Origin of the sequence: Exiguobacterium sp. SH3S1 (genome assembly GCF_004337105.1) — a bacterium.
In the GTDB taxonomy this organism is placed as follows: domain Bacteria; phylum Bacillota; class Bacilli; order Exiguobacteriales; family Exiguobacteriaceae; genus Exiguobacterium; species Exiguobacterium aurantiacum_A.
On record NZ_SJUW01000003.1, the window covers coordinates 116,908 to 138,538 of the forward strand.

At 54.2% G+C, this 21,631-nt stretch carries 21 protein-coding genes and 2 other annotated features; of the genes, 16 read left to right on the forward strand and 5 right to left on the reverse strand.

All coding sequences use genetic code 11. The features are described from left to right. Positions 1-56: 56 nt before the first annotated feature. Both EVJ26_RS05040 and EVJ26_RS05045 read left to right on the forward strand, forming a co-directional pair. On the forward strand, positions 57-422 hold the full coding sequence (locus EVJ26_RS05040; RefSeq protein ID WP_070329175.1) for a rhodanese-like domain-containing protein: 366 nt from the start codon (positions 57-59) through the stop codon (positions 420-422). A 118-nt stretch (positions 423-540) separates the two neighbouring features. Continuing rightward, a complete protein-coding gene (locus EVJ26_RS05045; protein WP_070329142.1) occupies positions 541-1,173 on the forward strand; it encodes an HAD family hydrolase in 633 nt (210 codons plus the stop codon). A 36-nt stretch (positions 1,174-1,209) separates the two neighbouring features. Here the strand turns inward: EVJ26_RS05045 and EVJ26_RS05050 are convergent, their stop codons facing one another. After that, entirely contained in the window at positions 1,210-2,622 is a 1,413-nt protein-coding gene (locus tag EVJ26_RS05050; RefSeq protein ID WP_131464738.1) for an NAD-dependent succinate-semialdehyde dehydrogenase, read from the reverse strand. A 115-nt stretch (positions 2,623-2,737) separates the two neighbouring features. Further along, complete coding sequence (locus EVJ26_RS05055; RefSeq protein ID WP_131469948.1) at positions 2,738-4,375, reverse strand: ABC1 kinase family protein; 1,638 nt, start codon at positions 4,373-4,375, stop codon at positions 2,738-2,740. Between the two features lie 95 nt (positions 4,376-4,470). On the opposite strand from EVJ26_RS05055, the gene EVJ26_RS05060 reads away from it, so the two are divergent. From EVJ26_RS05060 to EVJ26_RS05075, 4 genes are all read left to right on the forward strand, one after another. Further along, on the forward strand, positions 4,471-5,076 hold the full coding sequence (locus EVJ26_RS05060; protein ID WP_070329139.1) for a trimeric intracellular cation channel family protein: 606 nt from the start codon (positions 4,471-4,473) through the stop codon (positions 5,074-5,076). A gap of 12 nt (positions 5,077-5,088) precedes the next feature. Then, positions 5,089-5,454 (forward strand): DUF423 domain-containing protein, encoded by a 366-nt coding sequence (locus EVJ26_RS05065; protein ID WP_016510107.1) that lies wholly within the window; start codon positions 5,089-5,091, stop codon positions 5,452-5,454. A 462-nt stretch (positions 5,455-5,916) separates the two neighbouring features. Continuing rightward, complete coding sequence (locus tag EVJ26_RS05070; RefSeq protein WP_131458833.1) at positions 5,917-7,494, forward strand: murein hydrolase activator EnvC family protein; 1,578 nt, start codon at positions 5,917-5,919, stop codon at positions 7,492-7,494. A 304-nt stretch (positions 7,495-7,798) separates the two neighbouring features. Continuing rightward, entirely contained in the window at positions 7,799-8,890 is a 1,092-nt protein-coding gene (locus EVJ26_RS05075; protein ID WP_131469952.1) for an RNA-guided endonuclease TnpB family protein, read from the forward strand. A gap of 116 nt (positions 8,891-9,006) precedes the next feature. On the opposite strand, the gene EVJ26_RS05080 is transcribed toward EVJ26_RS05075, so the two are convergent. Next, a complete protein-coding gene (locus EVJ26_RS05080; RefSeq protein WP_370250913.1) occupies positions 9,007-10,374 on the reverse strand; it encodes an amino acid permease in 1,368 nt (455 codons plus the stop codon). A 189-nt stretch (positions 10,375-10,563) separates the two neighbouring features. Beyond that, positions 10,564-10,794 (forward strand) — a binding site (T-box leader). Positions 10,795-10,849: 55 nt separating this feature from the next. Then, positions 10,850-11,075 (forward strand) — a binding site (T-box leader). A gap of 56 nt (positions 11,076-11,131) precedes the next feature. On the opposite strand from EVJ26_RS05080, the gene trpD reads away from it, so the two are divergent. The 5 genes from trpD to trpA are packed head-to-tail and all read left to right on the forward strand — an operon-like array spanning position 11,132 to position 15,357. Then, the gene (gene trpD, locus EVJ26_RS05085) at positions 11,132-12,121 is read left to right on the forward strand and encodes an anthranilate phosphoribosyltransferase (protein WP_131458837.1); all 990 of its coding nucleotides are present in this window, start codon (positions 11,132-11,134) and stop codon (positions 12,119-12,121) included. Continuing rightward, entirely contained in the window at positions 12,118-12,879 is a 762-nt protein-coding gene (trpC, locus tag EVJ26_RS05090; protein ID WP_131469954.1) for an indole-3-glycerol phosphate synthase TrpC, read from the forward strand. Before trpD ends, trpC begins: the two co-directional genes overlap by 4 nt. Next, a complete protein-coding gene (locus EVJ26_RS05095) occupies positions 12,855-13,427 on the forward strand; it encodes a phosphoribosylanthranilate isomerase (protein WP_131469956.1) in 573 nt (190 codons plus the stop codon). Before trpC ends, EVJ26_RS05095 begins: the two co-directional genes overlap by 25 nt. Then, on the forward strand, positions 13,409-14,593 hold the full coding sequence (trpB, locus tag EVJ26_RS05100) for a tryptophan synthase subunit beta (RefSeq protein WP_016508329.1): 1,185 nt from the start codon (positions 13,409-13,411) through the stop codon (positions 14,591-14,593). The genes EVJ26_RS05095 and trpB overlap by 19 nt, the downstream gene beginning before the upstream one ends. Then, positions 14,590-15,357 (forward strand): tryptophan synthase subunit alpha, encoded by a 768-nt coding sequence (trpA, locus tag EVJ26_RS05105; RefSeq protein WP_131469958.1) that lies wholly within the window; start codon positions 14,590-14,592, stop codon positions 15,355-15,357. Before trpB ends, trpA begins: the two co-directional genes overlap by 4 nt. Positions 15,358-15,394: 37 nt before the next feature. On the opposite strand, the gene EVJ26_RS05110 is transcribed toward trpA, so the two are convergent. Next, positions 15,395-16,891, reverse strand: coding sequence for a potassium/proton antiporter (locus EVJ26_RS05110; protein WP_131458841.1), 1,497 nt, complete (start codon positions 16,889-16,891; stop codon positions 15,395-15,397). A gap of 154 nt (positions 16,892-17,045) precedes the next feature. On the opposite strand from EVJ26_RS05110, the gene EVJ26_RS05115 reads away from it, so the two are divergent. Next, entirely contained in the window at positions 17,046-17,981 is a 936-nt protein-coding gene (locus EVJ26_RS05115) for an ATP-grasp domain-containing protein (RefSeq protein WP_131469960.1), read from the forward strand. Positions 17,982-18,209: 228 nt separating this feature from the next. Here EVJ26_RS05115 and hemQ read toward each other — a convergent pair whose 3' ends face one another. After that, positions 18,210-18,983, reverse strand: a complete 774-nt coding sequence (hemQ, locus tag EVJ26_RS05120) for a hydrogen peroxide-dependent heme synthase (protein WP_131458843.1) — start codon at positions 18,981-18,983, stop codon at positions 18,210-18,212. A 337-nt stretch (positions 18,984-19,320) separates the two neighbouring features. On the opposite strand from hemQ, the gene pta reads away from it, so the two are divergent. The 4 genes from pta (at position 19,321) to EVJ26_RS14395 (ending at position 21,606) form a co-directional block, all read left to right on the forward strand. Further along, positions 19,321-20,310: a phosphate acetyltransferase gene (gene pta / locus EVJ26_RS05125; RefSeq protein ID WP_070329128.1), complete on the forward strand. Its 990-nt coding sequence runs from the start codon at positions 19,321-19,323 to the stop codon at positions 20,308-20,310. Between the two features lie 77 nt (positions 20,311-20,387). Beyond that, on the forward strand, positions 20,388-21,107 hold the full coding sequence (locus tag EVJ26_RS05130; RefSeq protein WP_131469962.1) for a DUF2711 family protein: 720 nt from the start codon (positions 20,388-20,390) through the stop codon (positions 21,105-21,107). Between the two features lie 35 nt (positions 21,108-21,142). Next, positions 21,143-21,442: a rhodanese-like domain-containing protein gene (locus EVJ26_RS05135; protein WP_016508292.1), complete on the forward strand. Its 300-nt coding sequence runs from the start codon at positions 21,143-21,145 to the stop codon at positions 21,440-21,442. Continuing rightward, positions 21,439-21,606, forward strand: a complete 168-nt coding sequence (locus EVJ26_RS14395) for a hypothetical protein (RefSeq protein ID WP_161567604.1) — start codon at positions 21,439-21,441, stop codon at positions 21,604-21,606. Before EVJ26_RS05135 ends, EVJ26_RS14395 begins: the two co-directional genes overlap by 4 nt. Positions 21,607-21,631 lie beyond the last annotated feature (25 nt).

The following is a 21,631-nucleotide window of genomic DNA, read 5'->3' on the forward strand; positions in this document are numbered from 1 at the left end:
ATACCATAGGGGGTATAATGGAGATACTAAAACTTTTAAACAACGGAGGCGTGCCCATGCTTGATTTTTTGTTTGTCGCAGTGGTGATCGGATTGATTTATTTTTGGTGGACGAAGCGAAACAGCACGAAAACAGTATCGACGGACGAGTTGAAGCGAAAGATTGCGGAAGAGCGCAACATTCAACTGCTCGATGTGCGGGAGCCGCACGAATATAAAGGCGGACACATTAAACAAGCGAAAAACGTACCGCTCTCAGGGTTCGGTAACGCGGCAGCACAATACCCAAAAGATAAAGAACGTCCCGTTTACGTCATCTGTCAAAGCGGGATGCGGAGCCAGCGGGCAGCGGCGATGCTGAAGAGTGCGGGCTATACAGACGTCTACTCGGTCAAAGGCGGCATGAGCTTCTGGCGCGGCTGAGCAACAACCGGTTGAACGATTTCGTTCAGCCGTTTTTTTGTGGGCTGATGTTTCTACTTTTGATTTGGAAGCGAGTCTGCTACGGTAGGAGAATAGGAAAGAGAGAGGGGATACCGACATGGCAGTCATTTTATTCGATATCGATGGGACGCTCGTCGACACGACCGTTCCGATGACGAAAGCGATTCACGAGGCACTCGAACAGCTTCCGCATCTTGAAAAGCCGAGCGAGGACGCGGTCCGGTCTGGCTACGGTTTGGCTGGGGACGCCTTTTGGGAGCACGTCATCCCGGAGGCGACGCGCGAAGAGATCCGTCAAATCCGTAAACTTCGTCACGAGACGCTCGAGCAGGCGATGGCGGGGCAAAACGTCTTGTTTGACGGCATCTACGACATGCTTGAGACGCTTCGCGCGAACGGGCATACGTTGACGACGGCAAGCAACTGTGGCGTTCACTATATGAACTTGATCCTCGATACGCAAGGCATCCGTCAGTTCATGACGGCACCTGAATGTCTCGAATCGGTTGGTGGCGAGAAGAAGGCCGATATTTTGACGGCGCACCGCCTGCGCCACGGGGATGCACATTATGTCATGGTCGGTGACCGCAAGTCGGACGTCGAAGCGGGCCGGGCCCATGATTTCCCGGTCGTCTTGACCGGATTCGGCTTCGGGAACGAGGACGAGTGGGCGCTCGCCGATTATGTGATCGCGACGCCAAACGATTTGGTGACGTGGCTCGACAACTGAAAAAACGCCTGTTGAAAAAATTCAACAGGCGTTTTTTTATAGTCCGAGCGAAATATATTTCACTTCTAAAAACTCTTCGATGCCGTGATGACCGCCTTCACGGCCGAGACCGCTCTGTTTCCATCCGCCGAACGGCGCTTGCGGGGTCGAAGGCAGGCCATCGTTGACGCCGACAATCCCGTATTCGAGCGATTCCGCCAAGTAAAGGGCCTCGTTAATATCTTGTGTGAAGATATAAGACGCGAGGCCGAACGGCGTGGCGTTCGCCCGCTCGATGACTTCGTCGAGCGTGTTGAACGAAGCGATCGGGGCGACGGGCCCGAACGTCTCCTCGTTCATGCAGAGCATATCTTCGTTCGCATAGCGGACGACGGCCGGCCGGACGAACAAGCCGTCAAGCTGTTCGCCGCCCGTGATCTCACCCCCACGGATTTGGGCGTCCTCGAGGTGCTTCATCACTTTCTCGACCGCAGCCTCGTCGATGAGCGGACCGATGTCGATGCCGTCGTCGAGCCCGTTCCCGACCTTGAGCGCTTGCACGGCCTCGATGAACCGCTCCGAGAATTCGTCGACGATCGAACTCTCGACGTAAATCCGATTGGCGCAGACGCATGTCTGTCCACCGTTACGGAACTTGGTCGCGATTGCTTGCGGGACGGCCTTGTCGAGGTCCGCTTTCGCCGTGACGATGAGCGGGGCATGGCCACCGAGCTCGAGCGAGATCTTCTTCATCGTGTCGGCGGCACCGCGCATGAGCGTCTTGCCGACTTCGGTCGACCCGGTGAACGTCAGCTTGCGCACACGTGAATCGTGCTGCCAAACGTTGACGATACGAGCGGCACTGCCGGTCACGAGATTGATGACACCTTTCGGGAAACCGGCCTTCTCGGCCAATTTGACGAGTTCAATCGCTGTGAGCGGTGTCGCCGAGGCCGGTTTCAAGACGACGGTGCAACCGGCTGCTAGAGCCGGTGCCAATTTGCGGGTGATCATCGCTGCCGGGAAGTTCCATGGCGTGATGGCAGCGATGACGCCGACCGGTTGTTTGATCGCGAAAATGCGTTTCTCGTTTGAAGAAGCAGGGATCGTCTCACCATAGACGCGTCGTCCTTCCGCGGCATACCACTCGATGAATCCGTTGGCGTAACGAATTTCGCCGATCGCTTCTTTCAGCGGTTTGCCTTGTTCTTCGACCATCGTTCGCGCGAGCGCTTCCGTCTCTTCATCGATCAAGCGATGCCATTCGAGCAGTAGGGCGCCCCGGTCTTCGGCTGTCCGCTGTTGCCAGTCTTTTAAAGCGGCCTGGGCCGCGTCGACAGCGAGGCCGGCCTCGGTCTCGTCACTCTTTGTCACGGTTGCTATTACGTTACCGGTCGCCGGATTTCGGACCTCGATCGTCTCATTCGTCTCGATCCAGTCACCGTTAATGAAGTTGTTCTCAGCTCGCATCGTGTTCTCCCCTTTCATCTAGGTCACATTGTAAAAGTACCCGATTTCAAAAAACATACACAATTTTACAGCGGGGCACGACAAAAAACCGTCACTCGCTTGAGTGACGGATTGATTAGACACGAAAATCTTGACGGGCCAAATGGCGAATCTTTCGACCGAGGCGTCTTGAATTAAAGTAGGCGACGACGGCGACGACACCACCCGACCAAAACAGCCACTCATCAGGCCGGATATAGCCGAACAGACCAACGAACAATCCGAGAACGATGACGCCCGAGTTGAACGTCTGGCGATGGAGCAATTCTTTCGATTCGAGCTCGCGTTGGAACATCACCTGCTCGGACAACCGTTTCCGGGTCGGCTCTTTCAAATAGTTCTCGAGCAACGGCGGCACGTTCAACAGTTTCTTGCCGTAGTTGAGCGCCGTCATGACGTAGCGGTTTTGGATCGTCGTCCCGTCTGATTCGAGCCATTGGATCACGATCGGTTTACCGAGCGTGAACAAATCGATTTTCGGGTCGAGAATCTGTAAAATCCCGAGCAACGTCGAGGCGGCACGACCGAAGAAGGCGAACTCGGCCGGCAGTTGGATCGGCTCGTTCTTCACGAGCAGTTGGATATCTTGCAGCACTTTTTCGATCAATTTTGTATCGACCGTATCAATGTCGGTCTCTAAATAGAATGTGACCGCCTTTTCGATTGCTTGGCGGATGTTATGTTTATTCGCCGTCGGCAACAAAAAGCGCAAGTCTTCGAGGGCATCGACGACACCGTCGTAATCGAGCGAGATGAACGCCTGCAAGATCTTTCGGATCGTCGCCATGTCTTGCGCGGTCGACGATCCGACCATGCCGAAGTCGAGCAGGATGATCGTTCCGTCGGCCCGGATCTGGACGTTACCAGGGTGGGGGTCGGCGTGGAACTGTCCGCCGAATAATAGCTGTTCCGCGGCCATCGTGAACAGCCGTTCGGCGAGAGCGGAGCGGTCGATATTGTTTTCTTTTAAGAACGCAATATCTGTGATGCGACGGGAGTCGACCCAATCCATCGTCAATACCCGATTCGTACATAAATGATCGTAGTAGCCCGGGATGTAGACGTTTGGGTTTTCAGCATACTTCGCTTTGAAATACAGCGCGTTTTTTAATTCGGTTTGGAAATTTAGTTCATCCCCGATGACAAAAATCATTTGGCGATATAAGCTATCTAAGTCGGTCGATTTGGCGAGCGGCGTCCGTTTGAGCATCGTCGTGACGATTCGCATCGCTTTGAAGTCGGTGCGGATGATTTTTTCGATGTCCGGACGCTGGATTTTGAGCGCGACCCGTTTCCCGTTTTCAAGGAGCGTGGCCCCGTAGACTTCCCCGATCGAGGCGGAGGCGACGGCGTCGATGCCGACGTCTTTCACGACTTGGGTGTACGGTACGCCCCATTCGGCCTCGAGGATGGCACGAGACTTATCCCAACCTGACGTCGGTACGCGGTCGACGAGCTCGGACAACTCATTAAGGACGGACGGCGGCAGCAAATCGGCCCGGATCGACAAGAATTGACCGAGCTTGATCAACAGTCCCTCTAGGCGGAGCGCGTTACGTTTATACTCGCGGGCGAGCTGCAACATGAGCGCCTCGTACTCTTCCGGAGAGGCGAGACCTTGCTGCTGTTTGCGTGAGAATGCATAAATCTTAATGATGAATCGGGCAAACATTGTGACGATGATCCATATGCGGAACAAGGCGATTCGTTTCATAAAAATACCGACATCCTTTACAAGCAGTCGCTCGACTGATCTGATTTTTTTGTATCTTTACTTTACCATATAATGCTTTCGAGAAAGGGCAAGGGATGTTTATGGAGTGGGAATTATTGAACGTCGTTGGAACAATTGCGTTCGCGGCGAGTGGAGCCATCATCGCGATGGACGAAAAGTACGATATTTTTGGAGTTTGGTTGCTCGCCTTCACGACGGCTTTCGGCGGCGGGGCAATCCGTAACGTCTTGCTCGGCAACCCCGTCAGTTTGATTTGGCAACAAAACGATTTATTTATTCTCTGTTTTCTCGTCGCGCTCCTCATCTTCCTGCTCCCGAGCGTCGTCTTGCCGCATTGGGAAAGATGGGGCGTCATCGTCGACGCGATCGGCTTGGTCGCGTTCTCTTTCCAAGGGGCGCAAGTGGCTATCAAATTGGATTTGCCGTTGTCGGCAGCGATTGCGGCGGCCGTCCTGACCGGAGTCGGCGGTGGTGTCGTCCGCGACTTGCTTGCCGGACGGAAACCGCTCGTCTTGCAGGCGGAAGTGTACGCGATTTGGGCGATCATCATCGCGGTCGTCACGTACTACTTCCGGCTCGAAGGCGGACTTCCGGTGTATGCGTTATTGATTGTCGTAGCGACGCTTCGAGTGATATCCTACTATCGGAAGTGGAATTTACCAGCACGAAAAGTGAGATAAGGGGGAAATCATATGAAATTATTACTCATTACCGGTGCTGCCTTGATGGCGCTCGGTGTCGCGCTCGGCGCGTTCGGGGCTCACGCATTGAAAGAGCGTCTGGCGCCGAATATGCTCGCGAACTGGCAGACGGGGGTCTTGTACCACATGATCCATGCGATCGGAATCATTGCGCTTGCTAGTATTTTGACGAAAGTGAGCATCAGTCAATTCAACACAGCCGGTTGGCTCATGTTTGCCGGCATCCTATTCTTCTCGGGCAGCTTGTATGTCATGGCGCTTACAGGTATCACGAAACTTGGAGCGGTCACACCAATCGGCGGTGTTCTTTTCATCGCGGCATGGGTGTTCGTCATTATCGGTGCATTCAAACTGTAACGAAATATCCATCGAGCGTTAACACTTCGTCTGTATCCTTAGACGTGTGAGACCCCTCGATTTCACACCCGCAACGAACGTTCGGTCAGTCCTGTCATCTTCGCCTTGAGCGAGAAGTCAGACTGACCATTTTTACTTTTTTTGGGAATGGATGAGTTTAGAAAAAATGCTGGAATATGCTTTTTTGAAATAAGGTAAATGATTTACGGTTTTCAATTACTATTACAGAAACGTTTCAAACCATAAAAAATCGAAAAAACGTTGAAATACAAAGAAGAGGGAATGCCAACGGCTTTCCCTCTTCTTTGTCGTAATCAAAGTGAAATATAACTTTAACAGGAAAACATTCGACACTTCGATATAATTAGTCGTGTTGAAACTAAAAAATTAATCGTTTTTGTTACATAGAAAAACGACCGACTTAAATAGAGTATGTAAAACTAGCCCGTCAAATTAGAAAGGATGTCTGCATTGATTAATTGGAAACGTACTGTCTCAGCACTTACGCTGAGCGCCTTGCTCCTCGGCACGCACTCGGTAGCCGATGCCTCGACGACAATCAAAGAGAAGCAAGAGCAACAGAAAAAAGTTAAAGAGCAACGAAATAGCGTCAAACAGAATCAATCGAATACGTCTTCGAAAATTCAACAGAACACTAAAGAAATCTCGAAGGTACAAGAAGAAGTCAACAAAATGGACGCTCAGCTTCAAGACATCATCTACGACGTAGCGGCAAAACGCCAAGAAATCAAACGTACAGAGATGAAGATTGAAGATCTCGAAGTGGACATTAAAGGTTACGAGAAAAAGATGATCGCTCAAGAAAAAATGATGAAAGAGCGGATGGCCACGATGCAAACGAACGGTGGCGGTTCAATCAACTGGGCAGAATTCATCTTTGGATCAAAAAACTTCTCTGACTTGATCACACGCATGATCACGGCTGGTACGATCCAACGTAGCGACCAAGAGTTGTTCAACGACTACGAAGCGACACGTCTATCTCTTCAAGAAGCACAAGCCGCACTCAAAGCAGAGCGGGCCTCACTTCTAGAGCAACAGAAAGCACTTGAAGCGCGTCAAGCCGAACTCGAGAAGAAGATGAAACAGCGTGAAGCTCGCATTAAAGAACTTGAAGAGAAAAATATCGAATTTGAAACGCAAATCTTCGACCTACAAGAAATCGAAGCGACGTTGATCGCTCAAGAAGAGGCGATTGCAGCTGAAATCGAAGCACAGCGCCGTGAAGAAGAAGAAGCGCGTCGTCGTGCGGAAGAGGCAGCACGTCAAGAAGCGGCTCGTAAAGCTGAAGAGGCACGCCAAGCTGAGGCTGCCAAAGCAGCGGCCGCGCAACAAGCCGAAGAAGCGAGAGCTGAAGCTGCACGTCAAGAAGAAGCGGCTAAAGCTGCGGCTGCACAAGCTGCTGCTCAGAAAAAGCAGAACAGTAATACTAATTCCCAGTCATCGTCGTCTTCAAACCAAACGACACAAAATAATGTGACAGCTTCTAAACCGGCTGCACCACCGGCACCTAAGCCTAAGCCAGCACCAAAGCCGGCACCAAAACCGGCACCGGCTCCTAAACCGGTACCGACTACGCCGACAGCTTCGGCACCGGCACCATCGAGCGCGAAATTCATTCAACCGACGACTGGTCGTTTCTCGCAAGGTTTCGGACCGGCAAGCGGACAGTTCGGCTATTCGTTCCATAACGGTGTCGATATCGCCGGACCAGTCGGTACACCGATCCGGGCTTCGGCAACTGGAACGGTCATCCGGGCTGGATGGGGTGGCGCTTATGGGAACCACGTCATGATCGCCCACGTTATTGGCGGTCAAGTCTGGACGACTGTCTATGCGCACATGAACTCGGTATCAGTTAGCGCTGGTCAGCGTGTGACGCAAGGGTCAAACATTGGAACGCTCGGGAACACTGGAAACTCTTCAGGCCCGCACCTTCACTTTGAAATCCACCAAGGCAGCTACTCGTACTCGTCTTCGAGCGCCGGTAGCACCGTCAACCCACGTCAGTTCTTCTAATCCTAAACAAACGAGCACTCGTCAATCGCGACGGGTGCTCGTTTTTGCGAAAAAATAGTGCCCATCCATTGCGGATAGGCACTATTTTTAACATAATTAAGCGAGAATTCTCCCACCTCTAAGCGTCTGGGGCATAGCCCAGCGTAGGTGGGAGATGAATCGCCCGTACATAAACCTCTTGGCCATCCCTGTGACAGATATGACGAACAGAAGTTCGTGATTCCGTCAGATTTCCCTTCCCCCGCCGCGGGTATCGGATGAGGAAGGCGTTCATCACGATCATCGGTCGAGAGGAGGCGCAGACATGCTGAAGGGCTACAAATACCGGCTCCACCCGACCGCGGCACAGGCCGAGTTCCTCGTCAGGACGATCGGCTGCGCCCGCTTTATCTACAACAAGCTGCTCGAGGACCGCATCGCTATCCACGAGGAGACGAAGGCGAGCGGCGGGTCGAAGCGGAAGCCGCCGACACCGGCCTCCTACAAGCCCCTGTTCCCGTTCCTGTGTGAGGCGGACAGCCTCGCGCTCGCGAATGCGAAGCTGCACCTCGACGCGGCGTTCGCGAAGTTCTTCGCCGGGACGGCCGGCTTCCCGGTGTTCAAGTCGAGACGAAAGGCGCGCGCCTCCTACACGACGAACAACCAGCACGGCACGATCCGCATCGAGGGGGACCGGGTCCGGCTCCCGAAGGTCGGGTTCATCCGGTTCACACAGCACCGAATCTTCGACGGCGAGATCCGCTCCGCGACCGTGTCGATGACGAAGACGGACAAGTTCTTCGTGTCGCTCCTCGTCGAGCAGCCCGACGAGCCGTGGGTCCCGGCCGAGCACAAAATCGGGATCGACCTCGGCCTCGGGCACTTCGCCGTCATGACGAACGACGCAATGGTGACGGAGACAATTCCGAACCCGCGCAACCTGCGCGAGGCCGAGGAACGGCTGAGACGGGCGCAGCGCGCGCTCTCCCGCAAGAAGCCCGGCAGCCGGAACCGCGAGAAGGCGCGGCTCCTGTTGGCCAAAAAGCATGAAAAGGTACGGAACCGCCGACATGACTTCCTCCACAAGCTGTCACGACGCATCGTCGACGAGAACCAAGTCGTCGTCGTCGAGACGCTGAAACCGAGGGAGATGATGCAGGACCGCCGCCTGGCAAAGTCGATCGGGGACGCCGGGTGGGGCGAGTTCGTCCGCCAGCTCGCCTACAAATGCAGGTTCCACGGCCGCACACTGATCCAGGCCGACCCGTGGTTCGCCTCGACCCAGGTTTGTTCGGCCTGTGGCGAGAACGGCGGCAAGAAGGACCTGCACGTCCGCGAGTGGACATGCGCCGCATGCGGCACGCACCATGACCGCGACGTCAACGCGAGCCTCAACCTGTTGCGTCTCGCCGACTGAAACACTCCAGGGCAGGGACTGCCCGACGAGCTTGGTCCACAACCGTGGCTGGTAAGAGCACGGTCTTCCCAAGAAGCTCCCACTTCAAGTTGCGAAGCAAATAAGTGGTGAGTAGTTCACTTAGCTTGCTCGATGTCGTCTTGTTTTGTGTCAGTCATACGGAATCGCTCGCGAACGAGATAGATGATCGTTAAGCCGACCAACCATGGGATCCCGAACTTGAGCAAGATGTTGAAATCGGTAAACCATGTCGTGATCATTAAGCTGAGCAACAGCCCGGCACCTAGGAGCGGTAAGAACGGATAGCCAATCATACGGACAGGGAGTTTACGCCCCGTCCATTTTTTGCGGAAGAATAAGTGTGAGACGAAGACCATGAACCATGTGAAGATCGCCCCGAACATCGAGATGCCCATGAGGAACGGATACGACGTCTCCATGAACACTTGAAGCAATGCCGCGAGGACGATTCCGCCTGTCGAAACGAACAAGGCAGGCATCGGAATCCCGCTTGTGCTTACTTTTTTGAAGATACGCGGTGCGTCGCCGGCTTCGGCGAGTGAGTACATCATGCGCGTCGAGGCATACAATTGCGCGTTCATCGCCGACAAGGCGGCGACCAAGATGACGAAGTTCAAAATGCTAGCCGCGCCAGGCACATCAAACTGCTGCATGACGAGGACGAACGGGCTTTGATCGATACCGGCCTGCTGCCATGGGATGAGCATGAGCATGATGGCGATCGTGATCAAATAGAAGAACGTCAAGCGGAACACGGTCGCCCGCAACGCCTTTGGTACGGCGCGGTCCGGGTCTTTCGCTTCGCCAGCCGTGACGGCGACGAGCTCTGTCCCGAGGAAGCTGAAGAGCGAGATGAAGATCGTCACCCACATGCCGTAAAATCCGAAAGCGAAGAACCCTTCATTTCCGGTCGTGATCGATTCGATCGGTGAGCCCGGTTGACCGAACAGTGCGGCCGCGCCGAGGACGATGAATAAAATGATGGCAGTGACTTTGATGAATGATAACCAGTATTCGGTCGTCCCGAACGTATGGACGTGCCGAGCGTTGACGTAGATGAGCAATCCGCCGAACACGGCGACCCAGACGAATCCGTTCACATCCGGGAACCAGTAGCGCATGTAAATCGCGATTGCGCTCACTTCGACCCCGATAGCGAGGACGTTGGCGATCCAGTACGAATAACGGACCAAGAAGCCGGCGAGTGGATGGACATAACGCTCGGCGATCGTGCCGAACGAGCCCGAAGTCGGATGGGCGACGGTCATCTCGGCGAGACAACCCATGAGCAAGAGGACGATAAACGCCCCGATGGCGTAACTGACGAGCACGCTCGGTCCTGCCGTTTGGATGGCGAGGCCGCTTCCGAGGAAGAGGCCCGTTCCGATGGCGCTGCCAAGCGAGATCATCGTGAGCTGTCGGGTCGACAGCTCACGTTTTAGTTTGCTAGTTTCCAAAGTCAAATCTCCTTTAGTTGAGTGAAGTGTTGTTGGGGACGACTATAGCAGACAAAAAAATCACGTGTCAACTTGCGACGTTCTGAAACATGCGGTCGATTCGTCCGCACTTATAGAAGCAAAGTTTTTTTGCATACTTTTGTTTGACAGGATGAATCGGGAACGGTATAGTACGAGTTAACTTAACTGAAACGAACAAAGGCGTCGACGAAGAGAAGTAACGACGGTCCCCGCATGACAGAGAGCTGATGGTTGGTGTGAATCAGTATGCGGGACGTCGCGAATGGACTTCCGAGCTCTAAACCGAAATTTTTAGTAGGCTTTAGCGGGTTACCCACCGTTATCACGGGGAAGCGGATGATTGTCCGTGAAGTGGGTTCGACATGAACCAACGAAGGTGGCACCACGGGGTTACTCGTCCTTCTCATAGCGTGAGCTGTGAGTTGGACCGAGTGACCCTTTTTTGTTTTTCAAATTAAATCTTAAATCGATGATTGAGAAGAGTAGCGTGAAGAAGTCTCGTACAGAGAGTCAGGGGTGGTGGGATCCTGACCGAGACCGTCACGTGAATGGGCTCATGAGAGCACGGCTGAATGTTAGTAGGCCGTGACGGCTTCCACCGTTATCAGGATACGATGTGATAGCATCGGAAAGTGGGATCGATTGATCCAACGAGAGGTGGCACCGCGGTCCATACCGTCCTCCATACGACAGACGTCGTATGGAGTTTTTTTATACCCAAATCGCTTAAGGAGGAACGGACATGTTAACACGACTACTGACGAACCAAGTGACGACGACCGAGATGAAACAGGCGGCTTCCGAGTTGTTTCAAGCGGATGAAACGCAAATCACCGAGGTGCTTCTCGCATTGAAAGCACGCGGCGAGACGGCCGAAGAGATGGCGGGGCTGGCCGATTATATCCGTGAAGCGGCGACGTTCCCGGAGACGACGCTCCCTGTGCTCGACGTTTGTGGGACCGGCGGTGACGGAGCGAACACGTTCAACATTAGTTCGACCGTCGCGTTCGTTCTCGCCGGACTTGGTATCCCGGTCGCGAAACATGGGAATCGGAGCGTGTCAAGCCGGTCGGGTAGCGCCGACGTGCTCGAGGCGTTGAATATCCCGATCGTCCAAAGTGCTGACGACGTGTTAGCTGAACTTGAGCGGACGAACTTGAGCTTCTTGTTCGCCCAACACGTCCATCCGATCATGAAACATGTCATGCCGGTGCGAAAACGGCTCGGGACGGCGACGATCTTCAATCAAATCGGTCCGCTGACGAACCCGCTCAAGCCGAGACGGCAATTGATCGGCGTCTACCATCCAGACTTGATCGAGAAGATGGCTACGGCGATGCGCCATCTCGGAGTCGAACGGGGCATGGTCGTCCATGGGGCCGGTGGGCTCGACGAGGCGAGCCTCGTTGGTGCGAACGAGGTACTCTTCTTTGACGGAGAGCAGACGGCGAGATATCAAGTCGACCCGCGAGACGTCGGGTTGATGCGGGCGCCGCTGTCGGCGCTACAAGGTGGTACACCCGAAGAGAATGCGAAGACGCTCGTCGCCGTCTTGAACGGCGCGGCCGGACCGGCGCGGGACGTCGTCTTGTTGAATGCGGCACTCGCGTTATGCACATATGGTGCCGTCAAGACGTTGCGTGAAGGTGTGGCCGAGGCGAGCCGAAGCATCGACGAGGGCCACGCCGTCCGCGTCCTTAAGCAACTACAAAAAACGGAGGTGGGCGCATGAGCTACTTGACGAAAATTATTGGGACGAAAATCGAAGAGGTCAACCAGATGCAAGACGTCACGGTCACGGCGACGGAGCCGATCTCGTTACAGCGGTTAGTCGCGGACGGGTTTCATATCATCGCAGAAATTAAGCGGGCGTCCCCATCAAAAGGCGTGATTCGAGCCGAACTCGATGTGGCCGAACGGGCTCAGGTTTACGAACGGGCCGGTGCGACGATGATCTCGGTGCTGACGGATACGACGTACTTTAACGGGTCGTTCGATGACTTACGCCAAGTCGCTGACGCCGTCGATATCCCGGTCCTGTGTAAAGACTTCATCATCGATGAACGACAACTCAACCGGGCGAAAGCGGCCGGCGCGAGCGTGGCGTTGTTGATCGTCGCGGCGTTACATCCGACTCGCCTGCACGCGTTGAAGCAACACGCGCGCCTGATCGGCCTCGACGTGCTCGTCGAAGTGCACGATGAATCCGAACTCCAGACGGCGCTCGAACTCGGGGACGTGTTGATCGGCATCAACAACCGGAACTTGAAGACGTTCGACGTATCGCTCGAGACATCGGTTGAATTGATGAAGCGTTATCCGAACGTGGCTTTCGTCAGTGAGAGCGGAGTCAGCACCGGCGAAGCAGCGAGCCGACTGCGAGACGCGGGAGCCAAAGCGATTCTCGTCGGAGAGGCGCTTATGCGACAGGATGACCCGACGGCGTTGATTGAGGAGTTGAAGACGTGTTCGTTAAAATATGTGGATTGAAAACAGAAGAAAGTGTGACGGCGGCGGTTGAAGCCGGGGCCGATGCGATCGGCTTCGTGTTCGCGAACAGCTCACGCCAAGTCGATGTGACGACGGCGAAACGACTACGGCAGTTGATCCCGAATCACGTCCGTGTCGTCGGAGTGTTTCTCGACCCGACGCTTGATGAGGTCGAGACGGCAATCACTTGTGGATTGACGGATATCCAGCTGCACCGGCGCACGTTGCCGCTTGAGACGTTCCGACAGTTCAATCTGCCGATCATCGAAGCGAGCAGCGAGACGGAGGCGGATATCGTCTTACTCGATGCGCCGACGCCCGGGAGCGGGGAGACGCTCGACTGGTTGCAGTTGGAACGTCCGCAGCGAACGTTCTGGCTCGCCGGCGGTTTGACGGCCGACAACGTGAAACAAGCGATGCACGACGTACGGCCTGACGGGGTCGACGTCTCAAGCGGCGTCGAGACAGATGGAGAGAAAGATATCGATAAAATTCGCACGTTCATCAGACGTGCCAAGGAGGAAACACCATGTATACACAACCAGTGAACGGGAAGTTTGGCCCGTACGGAGGAAAATATATACCGGAAACACTCATGCAGGCCGTTGAAGAACTCGAGGTGGCTTATGAGGAAGCGAAGTTAGATCCTGAATTTCAAGAACGCTTCGACGAGTTGCTCAGCGAATACGTCGGACGGGAGACCCCGCTTTATTATGCGGAGAACATGAGCCGACGCCTCGGGACGAACGTCTACTTGAAACGGGAGGATTTGAACCATACCGGTGCCCATAAGATCAACAACACGATCGGGCAGGCGCTGCTCGCCAAGCGGATGGGGAAACAGAAAATCGTCGCCGAGACCGGTGCCGGACAACACGGTGTGGCGACGGCGACGGTGTGTGCGTTGCTCAACTTAGAATGTACGATTTTCATGGGTGAGGTCGATGTCGAGCGGCAAGAGTTGAACGTGTTTCGGATGGAACTGCTCGGGGCGACGGTCATTCCGGTGAAGTCAGGCAGCCGAACGTTGAAAGATGCGGTCAACGAAGCGTTACGCTACTGGGTCAAACACGTTGACGATACGCACTACGTCATGGGCTCTGTCCTTGGACCACACCCATTCCCGACGATGGTGCGTGACTTCCAAAGTGTGATCGGAACAGAGACGCGGCGCCAAATTTTAGACAAGACCGGACGCTTGCCGGATGCCGTCATCGCTTGCGTCGGTGGTGGCAGCAACGCCATGGGGATGTTCTACCCGTTCTTGAATGACGAGGACGTCGCCTTGTACGGTGTCGAGGCAGCAGGAAGCGGCGTCGATACGGACAAGCATGCGGCGACGCTCACCAAAGGGGAAGTCGGCGTGCTCCACGGCTCGCTCATGTACGTGCTGCAAGACGGGGCCGGGCAAATCCAAGAAGCGCACTCGATCTCGGCTGGACTCGATTATCCTGGGGTCGGACCAGAGCATAGTTTCTTGAAAGACATCGAGCGTGTCCGTTACGCGGCGGTCACCGATGAGGCGGCGTTAGAGGCATGTATGTCACTCAGTCGACATGAAGGCATCATCCCGGCACTCGAGTCGTCACATGCACTCGCCTATGCCGAGACGCTCGCCGCGACGATGGACGAGGACGATCTGCTCGTCATCTGTCTGTCCGGCCGAGGTGATAAAGATGTGCATACGATTCGAGAAAGGGTGGGACGGAAATGAGCTTAGAGACAGCGATTCGAAATAGAGACGGGGCAGCGTTCGTCCCTTACATCATGGCTGGAGACGGCGGACTCGATCAACTCATTCCGACGATCGAGCGGCTCGAAGCGATGGGCGCGACGGCGATCGAGCTCGGGATCCCGTTCTCAGATCCGGTAGCGGACGGGCCGATCATCGAGGCGGCCGGGATGCGGGCCCTCGCGGCCGGGGTGACACTCTCTAGTGTGTTGGATTGTTTAATAGAAGGAACTGAGCGTTTCTCAGTCCCGATCGTCCTGATGACATACTTGAATCCGGTGTTCCGGTTCGGAATCCAGCCGTTCTTCGACCGTGCGGCCGCATGCGGCGTCAGCGGTGTCATCATCCCCGATTTGCCGTTCGAAGAGAGCCTCGAACTATTCGCGGGGATTGAACGGAACGGGGTCGCGGTCGTCCCGCTCGTCACATTGACGAGTAACAAACAACGAATCGACACGATCTTAAGTCAGGCCGAAGGGTTCGTCTACGCGGTGACGCTCAAAGGGACGACCGGAAAAGTCGACGCGTTCCCGGACGAACTGCTCGCCCATTTACGGTCATTGACAGAACGGTCTCCGGTCCCGGTACTCGCCGGATTCGGTGTCCATCGGGAAGACCAAGTGCAAGCGCTCGGTGAGGCGTGTGACGGGGTCGTCGTCGGCAGTTTCATCGTCGAGGCGCTCCACGCCGGACGCGAGCAAGACGTCGCCGAATTGATCGCATCGGCGCGTCGAGTCAAATCATAAAACAAGGACCGTGCCCTGAGGCACGGTCCTTGTTCGTTCATAGCTCGACGCGTTCAAGCCCGTCTTCGCCGAACTTGCGATCGAGTTGGTCGTGACGATACGTCGAGGCGAGGACGTACAATAAGTCGCCCGGCTCAATTTTCGTCTGTCCGGTCGGCGGGATCAGATAGTCTTTGCGGACGATCGCATTGACGACCGTGTTCGGCGGTAACGTGATGTCGGCGAGCGTGCGTCCAATCATTGATGACGCTTCTGTCGCCACGTACGGAACGAGCTGATGCTGTGACTGTTTACTCGATACGAGCGCGATCGTATACGGCGAGCGGATCTTATCCGGGCCGAGCAGGTTCAGTTTGGCCGCGAGTGGTGTGAGCGTCGTTCCTTGAATCAACGCGCTCGTCACGACGACGAAGAAGACGGCGTTGAAGATGAGTTGGCTGTTGTCGATCCCGGCGATGAGCGGGAACGTCGCTAGTACGATCGGGACCGCTCCTTTTAAGCCGGCCCAGGAGATGAACAGCTTTTCCTTATGCGTGAACGGCATCGCGATCGTCGATAAGTAAACGGCGATCGGACGGGCGACGAACATGAGGAAAAATGAAATCAACAGCCCTTTCCAAATGAGTTCTGGGTCGAACAGTTGTTTCGGATAGACGAGAAGCCCGAGGATGACGAACATGATAATTTGCATGATCCAAGCGAGCGCCTCCGAAAATTGGACGATGGTCACTTCATGGGCGGTGTGGGCATTCCCGACAATCATCGCGGCAAGATAGACGGCGAGCAAGCCGCTGCCAGCGAAGTAGGCGGCCACACCATACGTCATGAACGCCATCGAAATCATGAGGACGGCGTGCAGGCTGCTTGATTCAAGGCGCAAGTGATTGAGCATGAGCCGTGACAGGTTCCCGAGCATGTACCCGGCGAACGCCCCGACAATGATCTGTAGGATGAACATCCAGATGCCGTCCCAAATCGTCGTTTCCGGTTTCAACATGAAGTCGAGAGCGAGGATTGTTAAAAACATCGCCATCGGATCATTCGTGCCGGACTCGGTTTCGAGTGTCGCGCCGACTTTCGGCGAGATATTCTTTCCTTTGAAGGCGGCGAACACGGCGGCGGCATCGGTCGAGCCGATGATGGCACCGAACAGGAAAGATTCAATCCAGTCGAAACCGAATACGAAACGAACGGCCACGGCGACGAGCCCGGCCGTCAATAAGACGCCGATCGTCGCGAGCGAGGCGGACGGGACGAGGACACTCCGAAACGAGGCCCATTTCGTCTGCAGACCACCTTCGAACAAAATAACGATCAGAGCGGAAATCCCGATCATCTGGGCGAGGTTCGAGTCATCGAAGAAAATTAAGCCGGTGATGTCGCTGCCCATGATTATGCCGATGCCCATGAACAAAAGCAGGGCGGGCAGGCCAAAACGGGTCGACACGCGCGTGGCCAAAACTCCTGCGACAAGGAGGAGGCCGAACAAGAGGATTGAAACGTCTGTACTTAAAATAGGTGCGGTCAAACACATCACTTCCCTTTGAAATTGTCACTTTTCATATAGATTATTAAGTTCATTATACCATGAAACCGTTATGAAATAAGAATGAACGTATCATCAATTATGCTAATTGGAATAGTCGGATATCGGTGTGGTACATTAGGAGTATCAAAGGGGGATTCATATGGCTAAAATTCACGTCTTGCATGAAAACAATGAGTGGACGGACCATCTCGTCCAACGGCTCGAGGAGTTATCGCTTCCATATGAACTGTGGCATTTAGATGAAGGAATCATCGATATCGAAGCGACGCCGCCGGATGGTGTGTTCTATAACCGGATGAGTGCCTCGTCACATACGCGCGGGCATCGCTACGCGCCAGAGCTGACGGAAGGGGTACTTGCCTGGCTCGAGGCGAACGGACGGACCGTCTTCAACGGGACACGGGCGATTCGCCTCGAAGTGAGCAAAGTCAACCAATATACGGCGCTTCGCCAAGCAGGGATCCGTGTGCCGAGGACGATCGCTGCCGTCGGGAAAAAACAAATCATCGAGGCGGCCGAGAAGCTTGGTATGAGCCCGTTCATCACGAAGCATAACCGGGCCGGTAAAGGGCTTGGCGTGCAGCTGTTCCATTCGATTGAGGCGTTGAAAGGGTATGTGTACGGACCGACGTTCGAGGACTCGGTCGATGGCATCACGCTCATCCAACAATATATCGAAGCGCCGAAACCGTTCATCACGCGCTGTGAATTTATCGGCGGAAAGTTCCTCTACGCGGTACGGGTCGACACGTCGGAAGGGTTCGAACTATGCCCGGCGGATGCGTGCTCGATTGAAGACCAATTCTGCCCGGTCGGCGAGACGCCGCCGGCCAAATTTGAAATCGTCGACGGGTTTGCCGACCCGATCATCGATCAGTTAGAAGCGTTCTTAGCAACAAATAATATCGCGGTCGCGGGGATCGAGATCATCGAAGACCGTGACGGCAACGTCTATGCGTACGACGTCAACACGAACACGAACTATAACTCGGACGCGGAAGCGCAGGCAGGTCAATACGGCATGCTTGAATTAGCGACGTTCCTTGGCGACGCGCTTCACGCGAAGACAAAATAAGGGTCAGGCTTTCGCCTGACCCTTTCGCTGTGTATGTTGTAATTGTTGTTCAAATCGAATTTGGACTAGCTCTGCTGTCGGGGCCATTCGTTCAATGAACGAATCTAAACGTTTTGCAGTGTCTCGATCTGATTCCTTGAACACGCGCATCGTTGTTCACCTCATTGATCATTGTTGTAAGTGCCTCTACAACGATGTTTCCCGAGGGAGTCGATGCGTAAACCTCAATCAACCGAGGAATGTGCCGAGTTCTTCTTTTGGAAGGATGTTTCCGACGTAGAAGTCACCAAACTCGCCATATTTGGCGCTGACTTCATCGAAACGCATCTCGTAAACAATCTTCTTAAATTGGAGCGAGTCTTCCGCGAAGAGCGTGACGCCCCATTCCCAGCCGTCAAATCCGGTCGATCCGCCGATGAACTGCTGGATCTTGCCGGCATAGCTGCGGCCGATCATGCTGTGGCGGTACATGAGGTCTTTCCGCTCGTCCATCGACAGCGTATACCAGTTATCCTCGTCACGGCGCGCTTTGCTCATCGGGTAGAAGCAGATGTGGGCCGTTTTTGGCAACGTTGGGTACAAGCGCGAGCGGATGTGCGGGTTCTCGTACGGATCCCCGTCACCAGAGCCACGGTACATGCCGAGCTCGATGACCGAGACGTAAGAGTACGATGGGATCATAAAGTCGTACAGTTTCGTCTTACGAAGGGCGAGTTCGACTTGCTCGAGCTCTTTGAACGTCGGACGAAGGACCATGAGGACGACGTCCGCTTTTTGACCGAGGATTGAATAGAAGGCGTGACTGCCTTCTCCGCGTGTTTCGACGTCTTCAAGCGAGGCGAGGAAGGCGACGAACTCCTCAATCATTTCTTGACGCGCCGCCTTGTCGACTGCTTTTAGACGTGTCCAATCGATCGAGCGGAAATCATGGAGCGTATACCAACCGTCTAATGTGGCGGCTGCGTGCTGTGTTTCGGTTGTCGGTGCTGGACGTTCTGACATGAAAAAACTCCTTTCAAGACTTGGCTTCGCTGTTTATTTTACCACAGACACTTTACAGCCTGGCAAATTTGGCGCTGTCTGTGAGGCTAATCACAATCGAGACGAGGAAAGGGGAAAAGCGGACGCAGAAATGTAAACGGCTTCACAGCAACCTGTATCAGTCATAAATACATAACTGTTCTATTCATATAATGACTGATTTCAAGCGATTTATGACGATATGGGCAGAATAGTTTATTTTAAAAAAAGGACTGTGTATAATAAAACACGCATACGGACAAATGTGTCCTAAAGAGAAAACATAGATATCTTCCAATCGAAAAGGAGTTCACTTACCATGAAATTATTTGACACGTTGAAGCAAAAAGTCAGCCCGATTCGTCCGACCATCGTCTTAGCAGAAGGCGTCGATGAGCGCGTCCTTGGAGCTGCAGTCCGTTTAAAAAATGACGGCATGGTCAACCCGATCGTCGTCGGTCCGAAAGCGGACATCGATGCAGTCGCAGCGAAACACGGCTTTGATATCTCGAACTTGACGCAGTATGACCCAGCGACATACGAAGATATCGACACGCTCGTCGAATCGTTCGTCGAGCGCCGTAAAGGCAAAGCGACGGCTGAACAAGCTCGTGAATTGTTGTCGTCAGATGTGAACTACTTCGGTACGATGCTCGTCCACACGGGCAAAGCGGAAGGTCTTGTCTCGGGTGCGATGCATGCGACGGCCGATACGGTCCGTCCGGCACTTCAAATCATCAAGATGCAAGAAGGCATCAAAAAGACATCAGGTGTGTTCATCATGGTACGTGACGATGAGCAATACGTCTTCTCGGACTGTGCGATCAACATCGCACCGGACGCGGCCGACCTTGCCGAGAACGCCTACTTGTCAGCGTTGACGGCGAAGACGTTCGGCATCGAGCCGCAAGTCGCGCTCCTCAGCTTCTCGACGAAAGGTTCGGCGAAGTCGCCTGAAACCGAGAAAGTCATCGAAGCGACGCGTCTCGCCAAAGAGAAAGCGCCAAACCTTCCAATCGATGGTGAGCTTCAGTTCGACGCAGCGTTCGTCCCGAGCGTGGCAGCGAAGAAAGCACCGGGCTCTGACGTCGCCGGTAACGCCAACGTGTTTGTCTTCCCGAGCCTCGAAGCCGGGAACATTGGCTACAAGATGGTTCAACGTTTCGGCGGATTCGAAGCGATCGGACCGATCTTGCAAGGTCTCAACAAGCCAGTCAACGACTTGTCGCGTGGCTGTAATGAAGAAGACGTCTATAAATTGACGCTCATCACAGCGGCACAAGCGATTGACGAGCGCAACGAAGCGTAAGTCAGAAGCATCTTCCCACAGCGGAGGATGCTTTTTTTGATGCGTAGTTGTAAACTATTGGAAAAGGAGGCGGTCACATGGAGGAGATTGAGGGAGCCATCACTTTACCGGAAGGACATCGCTACGCCATGTTCGGCGGTGGAGATGATTTTCCGATTAAAACTTACTATGAGGGCGTGTTTGAAGAAGTGTTCGTCGCGTACCATCCGTTTCTCGGACCGATAGAAGATCCTAAAGCAATTGACCGATATGTCGAGATGAACAAAAACGAAGTGGAACAGCATTTTCATGCCGTCGCATGGGAAGACATGCGACGCCAACTTGGTTTTAAAGACGTCAAACGTATCGATCACGCACTCCGAACGATGATTGGGGCGTTGAAACCGCATGCCGAAGATAAAGAAGGCGCAAATCGAATCATTGAATTTTGCGAGCGCGAGAATTTGCTCCCACCTGGCGAAGGCGAGCTGTCTGATTTCTTAAAGAATCGGGTATTAAGGGCGCTTCTGGAGACGGGAGAAGAATGGATATGGAGCGGCGACGAATTTTGTACGGAGCGCCATCTTATCAATATTCGAGAAGTTCTTGCAGCCGATACATGGGACATGAATCATCGCACGTTTTTCGGCTATCAGCATGATTGGCTCATCGTACCGCCATGGGATAGCCACTTCACTTTATTTTGCGGCAGTCAGTCTTGGGTAAGTGACATGGTCGAACGTTGTGGTCTGAAAGGTTTCTACTGCGATGACGAGACGACCATCAATTGGAGTTTGTCCGACACGAAACTGAGGTAAACTAGTAGGGGATAACAATTTAAGGGGGAAACAGCATGCAAAGCATCCATGCAACCGAATTACGTGAAAAGCTTGAGAACGGGGAGTCGCTCCACATCATCGACGTGCGAGAACAAGACGAGTACGACGCGGGCCATATCCCGAACGTGCCGCTCTATCCGCTGTCTGAATTCCCGGGCGTGACCGAGAAGCTCGCGCAAGACAACGTCTATCACGTCATCTGCCGCTCGGGCGGACGCAGCCAGACGGCGTGCGACTATTTGGAATCGGAAGGGTTCAAAGTCGTCAACGTCGAGGGCGGCATGCTCGCTTGGGACGGTGACGTCGAAGCGTGATGCTCGACAATCCGTGGGTCGTCATTCCGCTCTTGATCGTCCTCTATTTGACGGTATACGCGTTCGTGAAGCGTCTCGACTGGAACAGATGGCGCACCATCTGGGCGGTGTGGATCGTCCTGATTGTCCTTTTGTTGACGATCCGCCTCATACAAAGTGTATAAAAAAACGAGTGAAGCCAAGTATCTG

What these genes read in the sequence shown, in the direction of transcription:
- EVJ26_RS05055 (WP_131469948.1), bottom strand. Translation starts at nt 4,375, where the DNA reads ATGAAACGAATCGCCTTGTTCCGCATATGGATCATCGTCACAATGTTT.
- pta (WP_070329128.1), top strand. Translation starts at nt 19,321, where the DNA reads ATGAAATTATTTGACACGTTGAAGCAAAAAGTCAGCCCGATTCGTCCG.
- trpD (WP_131458837.1), top strand. Translation starts at nt 11,132, where the DNA reads ATGTTAACACGACTACTGACGAACCAAGTGACGACGACCGAGATGAAA.
- EVJ26_RS05045 (WP_070329142.1), top strand. Translation starts at nt 541, where the DNA reads ATGGCAGTCATTTTATTCGATATCGATGGGACGCTCGTCGACACGACC.
- EVJ26_RS05065 (WP_016510107.1), top strand. Translation starts at nt 5,089, where the DNA reads ATGAAATTATTACTCATTACCGGTGCTGCCTTGATGGCGCTCGGTGTC.
- EVJ26_RS05075 (WP_131469952.1), top strand. Translation starts at nt 7,799, where the DNA reads ATGCTGAAGGGCTACAAATACCGGCTCCACCCGACCGCGGCACAGGCC.
- EVJ26_RS05060 (WP_070329139.1), top strand. Translation starts at nt 4,471, where the DNA reads ATGTTTATGGAGTGGGAATTATTGAACGTCGTTGGAACAATTGCGTTC.
- EVJ26_RS05040 (WP_070329175.1), top strand. Translation starts at nt 57, where the DNA reads ATGCTTGATTTTTTGTTTGTCGCAGTGGTGATCGGATTGATTTATTTT.
- EVJ26_RS05135 (WP_016508292.1), top strand. Translation starts at nt 21,143, where the DNA reads ATGCAAAGCATCCATGCAACCGAATTACGTGAAAAGCTTGAGAACGGG.
- EVJ26_RS05050 (WP_131464738.1), bottom strand. Translation starts at nt 2,622, where the DNA reads ATGCGAGCTGAGAACAACTTCATTAACGGTGACTGGATCGAGACGAAT.
- trpB (WP_016508329.1), top strand. Translation starts at nt 13,409, where the DNA reads ATGTATACACAACCAGTGAACGGGAAGTTTGGCCCGTACGGAGGAAAA.
- trpA (WP_131469958.1), top strand. Translation starts at nt 14,590, where the DNA reads ATGAGCTTAGAGACAGCGATTCGAAATAGAGACGGGGCAGCGTTCGTC.
- trpC (WP_131469954.1), top strand. Translation starts at nt 12,118, where the DNA reads ATGAGCTACTTGACGAAAATTATTGGGACGAAAATCGAAGAGGTCAAC.
- hemQ (WP_131458843.1), bottom strand. Translation starts at nt 18,983, where the DNA reads ATGTCAGAACGTCCAGCACCGACAACCGAAACACAGCACGCAGCCGCC.
- EVJ26_RS05070 (WP_131458833.1), top strand. Translation starts at nt 5,917, where the DNA reads ATGTCTGCATTGATTAATTGGAAACGTACTGTCTCAGCACTTACGCTG.
- EVJ26_RS05130 (WP_131469962.1), top strand. Translation starts at nt 20,388, where the DNA reads ATGGAGGAGATTGAGGGAGCCATCACTTTACCGGAAGGACATCGCTAC.
- EVJ26_RS05110 (WP_131458841.1), bottom strand. Translation starts at nt 16,891, where the DNA reads ATGTGTTTGACCGCACCTATTTTAAGTACAGACGTTTCAATCCTCTTG.
- EVJ26_RS05115 (WP_131469960.1), top strand. Translation starts at nt 17,046, where the DNA reads ATGGCTAAAATTCACGTCTTGCATGAAAACAATGAGTGGACGGACCAT.